This is a genomic window from Polaromonas sp. P1_G4 (assembly GCF_056405475.1).
In genome coordinates, this window is record NZ_JBFUCA010000199.1 from 1 (window position 1) to 7,227 (window position 7,227).

The 7,227-nt window shown below is 62.6% G+C and carries 6 protein-coding genes and 1 pseudogene; 4 read left to right on the forward strand and 3 right to left on the reverse strand.

Features of this window, described 5'->3' with window-relative positions; all coding sequences use genetic code 11:
- The 3 genes and pseudogenes from AC1D1X_RS11665 to AC1D1X_RS11675 all read left to right on the forward strand — a co-directional run.
- Positions 1 to 244, forward strand: a pseudogene (locus AC1D1X_RS11665) (serine--glyoxylate aminotransferase); the annotation flags it as partial.
- Between the two features lie 83 nt (positions 245 to 327).
- A complete protein-coding gene (locus AC1D1X_RS11670) occupies positions 328 to 1,305 on the forward strand; it encodes a Bug family tripartite tricarboxylate transporter substrate binding protein (RefSeq protein ID WP_477670979.1) in 978 nt (325 codons plus the stop codon).
- An 89-nt stretch (positions 1,306 to 1,394) separates the two neighbouring features.
- Complete coding sequence (locus AC1D1X_RS11675) at positions 1,395 to 2,519, forward strand: ABC transporter substrate-binding protein (protein WP_477670978.1); 1,125 nt, start codon at positions 1,395 to 1,397, stop codon at positions 2,517 to 2,519.
- A 145-nt stretch (positions 2,520 to 2,664) separates the two neighbouring features.
- Here the strand turns inward: AC1D1X_RS11675 and AC1D1X_RS11680 are convergent, their stop codons facing one another.
- From AC1D1X_RS11680 to AC1D1X_RS11690, 3 genes are all read right to left on the reverse strand, one after another.
- Positions 2,665 to 3,792 (reverse strand): ABC transporter substrate-binding protein, encoded by a 1,128-nt coding sequence (locus tag AC1D1X_RS11680; protein ID WP_477698312.1) that lies wholly within the window; start codon positions 3,790 to 3,792, stop codon positions 2,665 to 2,667.
- Positions 3,793 to 4,145: 353 nt separating this feature from the next.
- Complete coding sequence (nth, locus tag AC1D1X_RS11685; protein ID WP_477670976.1) at positions 4,146 to 4,787, reverse strand: endonuclease III; 642 nt, start codon at positions 4,785 to 4,787, stop codon at positions 4,146 to 4,148.
- 120 nt (positions 4,788 to 4,907) lie between these two features.
- Positions 4,908 to 5,954 (reverse strand): BLUF domain-containing protein, encoded by a 1,047-nt coding sequence (locus tag AC1D1X_RS11690; protein ID WP_477670975.1) that lies wholly within the window; start codon positions 5,952 to 5,954, stop codon positions 4,908 to 4,910.
- Positions 5,955 to 6,197: 243 nt separating this feature from the next.
- Between AC1D1X_RS11690 and AC1D1X_RS11695 the strand changes: the two genes are divergently transcribed.
- Positions 6,198 to 7,227: alkaline phosphatase family protein (locus AC1D1X_RS11695; protein ID WP_477698313.1), on the forward strand; the 1,030-nt coding region annotated here is incomplete at its 3' end.

Here is a 7,227-nt window from a genome sequence, read left to right on the forward strand (position 1 = left end):
GCGCAAGATCATTTACGAACGCTTTGACTGCTCGCTCGGCACCGGCCTGGGCAAGGTCAAAGGCAAGATGTTCCGCATCGGCCACCTGGGCGACTGCAACGACCTCACACTGATGGCGGCGCTGAGCGGCTGTGAAATGGGCCTCAAACTTGCAGGCGTCAAGCTCGCGGGCTCGGGCGTGCAGGCCGCCATGGATCATTTCTCCAGCCATGCGGCTGTGGTGCCGCAGCGCAAGGCAGCCTGATCACCCGCTGCGCACGAGCGCAGGGGGTGTTACGTCAAACGGTCATCAAAATTCCATAAATTACTGAATCAAAAAGGGAAACCATGCAACGCAGAACCTTTATCAGCGCGGCGGCGGCCACAGCCGCCATGGTGGCGTCACCCATGCTCAGGGCGCAAACGCTGCCCAGCGGGCCGGTGCGCATTGTGGTGGGTTTCCCGCCCGGCGGCGGCACCGACGCGCTGGCGCGCGTGGTCGGCCAGAAGCTGTCCACCATGTGGAACACCTCGGTCATCATTGAAAACAAGGGCGGCGCCGCCGGTGTGATTGCGGCCGATTACGTGGCCAAGCAGGCCGGTGACGGCAACACCTTGCTGATGGCCCACATCAACAGCCACGCGCTGGCACCGGCGCTCGGCATCAAGCTCGGCTACGACGCAGACCGCGACTTCGTGCCCATCAGCATGGTCGGCGTCACGCCTAACATGCTCATCTGCAATGCCGACCAGCCCGCCAAAACCGTGAAGGACCTGGTGGCCTTGTGCAAGGCCAAGCCCGGCCAGATCAGCTTTGCTTCCGCGGGCGGTGGTTCGGCCCAGCACTTTGCACTGGAAATGTTCAAGCTCCAGGCAAAGATTTTTGCGCTGCACATTCCTTACCGTGGCTCAGGCCCGGCGCTGGTCGATCTGATCGGCGGGCAGGTCAACTACTGCTTTGAAACCATGACCTCGGCCACGCCGCATGTCAAAAGCGGCAAGGCCATCGCGCTGGCGCAAACGCGTCTCAAGCGCGCCAAAGGCCATTCCAATGTGCCCACCATGGCCGAGTCCGGTTTCCCGGGCTTCGAAGCCACCGTGTGGTACGGCCTCATGGGCCCTTCCAAAATGCCGCGGGCCATGGTTCAGCGCATGAATGAAGACGTCAACAAGGTGCTGGCCATGCCGGACGTGCAGGAAAAGATGGACCAGTACGGCGCCGAAGACGGCGGCGGCAGCACCGAAAAATTTGCGGCCTTCATCAAGATGGAGCAAAAGAAGTGGGCGCAGGTGGCCCAGCAGGCCAAGGTCAGGGTCGACGCCTGACATACACCGCGCACCGGAAGCACAAGCCGGCCTTGGGCCGGCTTTTTTATTGACACCAATTTTTTCACAAGAGGGTAGGGATTCGTTTCATGAAAGTTGTTAATTTTCCAAAGGGCGGCAGTTTGCTGGCCGCTCTTTTTCTGGGCCTGGCCTGCTCGGCCGCTTCGGCCGACATCGTGCTCGGCCACTCGGGTGACCTCTCTGGCAACAGCGCCGCACTGACGACCGACTATGTGCGCGGCATGAACGCCTACTTTGACGACATCAACAAAAAAGGCGGCGTTCGCGGCGAGAAAATCAAACTCGTCAGCCTGGACGACGGCTTCAACCCCGACAAGACGGCCGAGAACACCAAGGCCCTGATCGAAACCCAAAACGCCGTGGCGCTGGTGGGCTATCGCGGCACGGCCAACATGCTGAAGATCGTGCCCCTGGTGCAGGCGGCCGGCATTGCGGAGATCGGCAACACCAGCGGCGCAAAGTCGCTGCGCGACCCGTATGTGTCCAACCTGTTCCATGTGCGCGCAAGCACCACCGACGAGATCGAAGCGGCGGTCAACCACGCGTGGACCATCGGCATCAAAAAAATCGGCGTGATGTACCAGGATGACGCTTTCGGCAAGGAAGGCCTGGAAGCCCTGAACGCCGCCATGCAAAAGCGCGGCGCAACGGCTGCTGCCGTGGCCCCGGTGCCGCGCGGCACGGTAGACGTGGCCAAGGCCGCCGAGGTGATTGCCGCGGCGCAGCCGCAGGCCGTGATCCTGATCGGGCAGGCCAAGCCCAATGCGGCGTTCATCCAGGCTTTTCGCGCCAAGGGCGTGACCGCCCAGTTCATGGTGCTCAGTGTGTCGTCCGGCCTGCATGCCGAACTCAAGGATGCGGCAGCCGGCGTGATTGCCTCGCAGGTCGTGCCTTACCCGTTTACCGAACTGGGCAATGCCGTCGTGCGTGAATACCAGACCATCATCTCGGCMAACGGCGACAAGAAGTTCAGCTACAACAGCATGGAAGGTTTCCTGAACGCCAAGCTGGTGGTGCGCGCGCTGCAAAAAACGCCGGCGCCGGTTACGCGCGCCAAACTCATCAGCACGCTGGAAACATTTACCAATGAAGACCTGGGCGGCTTTGCGTTGACTTACAGCAAGCAAAGCAATCTGGGTTCGCGCTTCGTGAATCTGACGATGATTCGCGCCGACGGCACCTTCGCCCGCTAAGCGCTTCTTTACGCCGCCGGCGGCGGCGCTTGCGTTTGACCCCGCGCTATTAAATCAGTAGCTGCTGGCGCTTAAGCGGCAAAGGCTGAGAGGCCATTTTCTTGCAGCATTTTCGAGGCTGCAGAGGCCACAGCAGCGGCGCGCCTCAATTGCGCAGCTTGCCGTCGCGCGTCACCATGCCCAGCTCCACGTACTTGCTGCCGTGGTTCTGGCCTGGTGAATAGGACACGACGAAGCCGCCGGTGTCATAACTGCCCATCGCGCTCATCGCAGCCAGCAGGGCTTTGGCATCGCCTGGCTTTTTGCTGCGGCGCATGGCTTCGGTCAGCACCTTTGCGCCAATACAAGCTTCCAGATGGGCGCTGTTCATGGCCTGCTTGACGCCGGCGTCCTGCAGCGCCTTGGCGCATTCCTTGACCACCGGCAACGGGGATGCGGCATTGGGCACGACCTGAGAGATGGACACTCCGGCGCCGGCTTCGCCAGCTGCGTCGATGTATTGCTGCGCGCCCACAAAAGACAGGCTGGACATCGGAATGAATTTGCCCTGTGCTACCACCTGCTTGCTGATGTCAGCCGCGGCGCCGGACAGCACGGTGTTGATGAGGACGTCGGGCTTGAGCGCGAGCAGCTGCGCGACCTGGGCCTCACTCACCTTGGCATTGCGCTGCAGGGAGAAAGCCTCGGGTTTCTTGCCCTGTTTGGCCAGATAGGCAACCACCACGGCCAGATTCTGCTTGCCGACCTCGTCGTCGTAATGCACCACCACCACCTGCTTGAGGCCCAGGCCCGTCCAGAAGGACAGCATTTTTTCAAGCTCGTCGCCGTAGGATGCGCGCAGCGTGTACACCACCGGGCTGGGCTTGCGCACCGGGTTGGCACCGGAAAACGGTGCAAAAAACAGCACACCGGCTTTTTCCGCCTGGGGCATGGCGTCCAGGCTCAGCGTGGCCGACGCATAACCAAACAGGGCCACCGCSTCATTTTCGGCCAGCAGTTTCGTGGTGTTGGCGCCGGCCAGCTTGCGGTCGTTTTTATCGTCGAGCGTCACCAGCTGGATTGGCAGGCCGGCCACCCCGCCTTTGGCGTTGACTGACTTGAAGTAGGCCTGAGCGCCGTCCTGAATGTCGCGTCCGAAACTGGCGTTGCTGCCACTCAGGGGGGCGGACTGGCCGATGACCCAGGCTTTTTGCGCGTGGCTGGCACCCGCAAAAAATACGAGATACAGGCTCAGGGCGCGAAGAACGGTACGTGAAGCCGAAATGTTAAACATGACTCATCCATCAAAAAAATCTGGCTGAGCCAGCGGGAGCTTTCAATGATAGGTTGCCCGAAGAGGAAAAATCCCCCAAGTTCGCACGCTTCGCGAGATGGATACCCACCATGCGCGACGGGGCGGCACTGCGGCGTTGACCGTGCGCAACACAGGGCAACTTCCCGTAAGCTGCAAGTACTACACCCCTGTTCGGACGGGGCTTCTTTTTCAACCCGGGCCGACACGCTGCATGGTGACGCGCGACGGCAAGCTGCGCAATTGAGGCGCGCCGCTACTGTAGCCTCTGCAGGCTCGCCAGCAGCTACTGATTTCATAGCGTGGGGTCAAACGCAAGCGCGGCTGCCTGTGGCCTACGCAGGCACCGGCGTCTTTGGCTTGAAGTCGCACCACGGCGCCACCGCGCACTGCCAGCACTGGGGCTTGCGCGCAATGCACACATAGCGCCCGTGCAATATCAGCCAGTGGTGCGCGTCCACCAGGTATTCGGCGGGCACGCGCTTGAGCAGGCCCAGCTCGACTTCCAGCGGGTTCTTGCCGGGCGCCAGGCCCGTGCGGTTGCTCACGCGAAAGATGTGCGTGTCCACCGCCATCGTCGCCTCGCCAAATGCCGAGTTCAGCACCACGTTGGCTGTCTTGCGGCCTACGCCGGGCAGGGCCTGCAGTGCCTCGCGGCTGCGCGGCACTTTGCCGCCATGCTGCTCCACCAGAATCTGGCACGCCGCCAGCAGGTTTTTGGCCTTGGTGCGGTACAGCCCGATGGTGCGGATGTAAGACTCCAGGCGCTCCAGCCCTAGGTCGATGATGGCCTGCGGCGTGTTGGCCACCGGAAAAAGCTTGCGCGTCGCCTTGTTCACGCCCACGTCGGTGGCCTGCGCACTCAGCAGCACGGCGGCCAGCAGCTCAAATACGCTGGTGTATTCCAGCTCGGTCACCGGCATTGGGTTGGCCGCCTTCAGCGTGGCAAAGAATGGGGCGATGTCTTCTTTTTTCATGCCTCGCAGTGTATCGGCGTGCGCAGGCCGGCGCGCGAAGACCCGTCGGCGTAGCTAGATGCCGACAAACAAAAACGGGGACGCAGGGAAGCGGGGAAGCAGGGAAATGGGGCAGGGCGCTCAGGCCGCCATGCGCGGCACGTCCCATACCGAGCTGGACGGCGCACCGGCCCGATCCAGCTGGTCGCGCATCGTCTGCCATATGGCGCTGCAGTTGTCGGGCGTGGCAACGCCCCCGACGACATACTCCAGCTGCGCCGCCTGTGCCATGTCCTGCATGCGCTGGTGGGTCGTGGTGTCGCGGGCAACCCCCACCAGCACCGGCTTCGCAGGCAGGCCGTCGCAAGCGGCGATCATGCGGGCCATCAGCGCGTCGTCAAATTTGGCCGAGCCGCAAAAAAGCATCACAAAATGCGGCCACTCCGGAAGGAAAGCCCGGCGCAGCCCGTGCGTGAGGCCGTTGCGCGCCACGGCAATCAGCCGGCATGGGTAGCCGCCTTCCATGAAGTCGACATACTCGCTGCTGCCGTCAAAGTCTGTCTCGCCGGCAAAGCGCCGTTTGGCGACCACCCCGCCGGTTTTTTGGGCCAGCCAGCCCACCATGTCGAAAGCCTCGGTGCCGCTGGCCGAGCAGATACCCATGCGGTGAAAGGCTTCGGGGTCTGCCAGTGCCTGCGCCTGGGCAAGCTGCATGGGCGCCGATAGGCGGCGAAGCACCGAGGAGGGCGAATACTGTTTGCCCTTTTCAAGTTGCTCCCGCAGTGCCATGACCCGGCGGCCGAAATAAACCGCCGACTCGGTGGCCTGCGACATCGCCATGGACCACGGTGTCGGCAAAAGCCGCCGCCCCTTGCTGGTGTGCAGGGTATGGGGTGAATGGTGGCGCGGGTCGTGTTGCACAACATGCTGCAGCAAGTCCCGCACGGCCGCCGAAGGCCCTTCGACCCAATGCACAAACCAGCCGCTTTGGTAATGCAGCACAACGTGCAGACCGAGGGGCGTGTTGTGGCGCAGCGACTCCGTGCGGATGTTTTCCATCTGCGCGAAGATGCCTTCCCGCATGTTGCACATGCTCGCCGTCACCACGCGTTCAACCTCCGTCTCCCCTGGAGCGGCGACATATGGCGCTACGTTGGGCGCCGTGTCCGGCGCTGCGTTGTTGGTCATGAATGCATCCTGCCTTACAACCGAAACGCACGTCAATCCTTTGGCATTGAAACCAAATGTGAACGAGACAGAAGTAGCAGTCCGGAGAGCCATGGTCCTACACAGGGGGACCCAAATGGGTACGTGGTGACGCAGTTACCATGCAAGCCTTCCCGGCAACAGGCCGTGACAGCCAGGGCTGCTACGGGTGACTACTGTTGCCCGCAAACCATGAAGTCACCTAGCATCACCCGCATGATCCCCATGAAACTTCACACACCTTTGCGTATTCTGGTTGCCGCGTTCACGGCAGTATTGCTGGCCAGTTGTGCCGCAGCGCCCGGCGCTACCGCGCTATCGCAGGCCGCTGCACCGCGGCCCAAACTCGTTGTCTTCCTGGTAGTAGACGGGCTGCCGCAGCGCCAGGTGCTGGACTACCGCGACCAGCTCACGCCCGATGGCCTGGCACGCTTCCTTGACCGCGGCGCCTGGTTTGCCAACGCGCATTACGGCCATGCCTTCACCGTCACCGCGGCCGGCCACGCCACCATGCTCACCGGCGCTTATCCGCATCGCACCGGCATCATCGGCAACGACTGGCGCGACCCTATCACCGCAGAGCCGGTGTACTGCACGGGCGACACCACGGCCACTTACATCGGCCACCAGACCAATGCACTCGACGGCACCAGCCCGAAGAACCTCAAGGCGGAAACGGTGGGCGACGTGCTGCGGCGGGTAGACAGCCGCTCTAAAGTGATCGGCATCTCCGGCAAAGACCGCGGCGCCATTCTGCCCGCCGGCAAAACCGGCACGGCCTATATGTATATGGGCGCCACAGGGCAGTTTGCGTCCAGCACGCATTACATGGCCGCGCACCCGGGCTGGGTCAATGCCTTTAACGGCCAGAAGCTGGCCGACCGCTATTTCAAGACTGAATGGAAAGCCCTGCTGCCTGAGGCCGCCTATGCGCGCTCGGTGCCCGACCAGCAAAAATGGTTTGGCCCCGCCGGTGGCGGTTTGCCTGCCATGTACGGAGCGCCCGACGACACGGCGCCCGGCCCGCGGTTTTACAGCTCGTTGCTGCGTGGTCCTTTTGTCGATGCCATGTCGCTGGAGTTTGCCCGCGCGGCCATTGCCGGCGAGCAGCTGGGGCAGGACGACATTCCCGACATCCTGTCGGTCAGCCTGTCGGGCCACGACTATGTCAACCACGCCTACAGCGCCGAGTCGCGTCTGTCACACGACCACCTGCTGCAACTCGACCGCATGCTGCAGGCCTTCTTCCAGGACC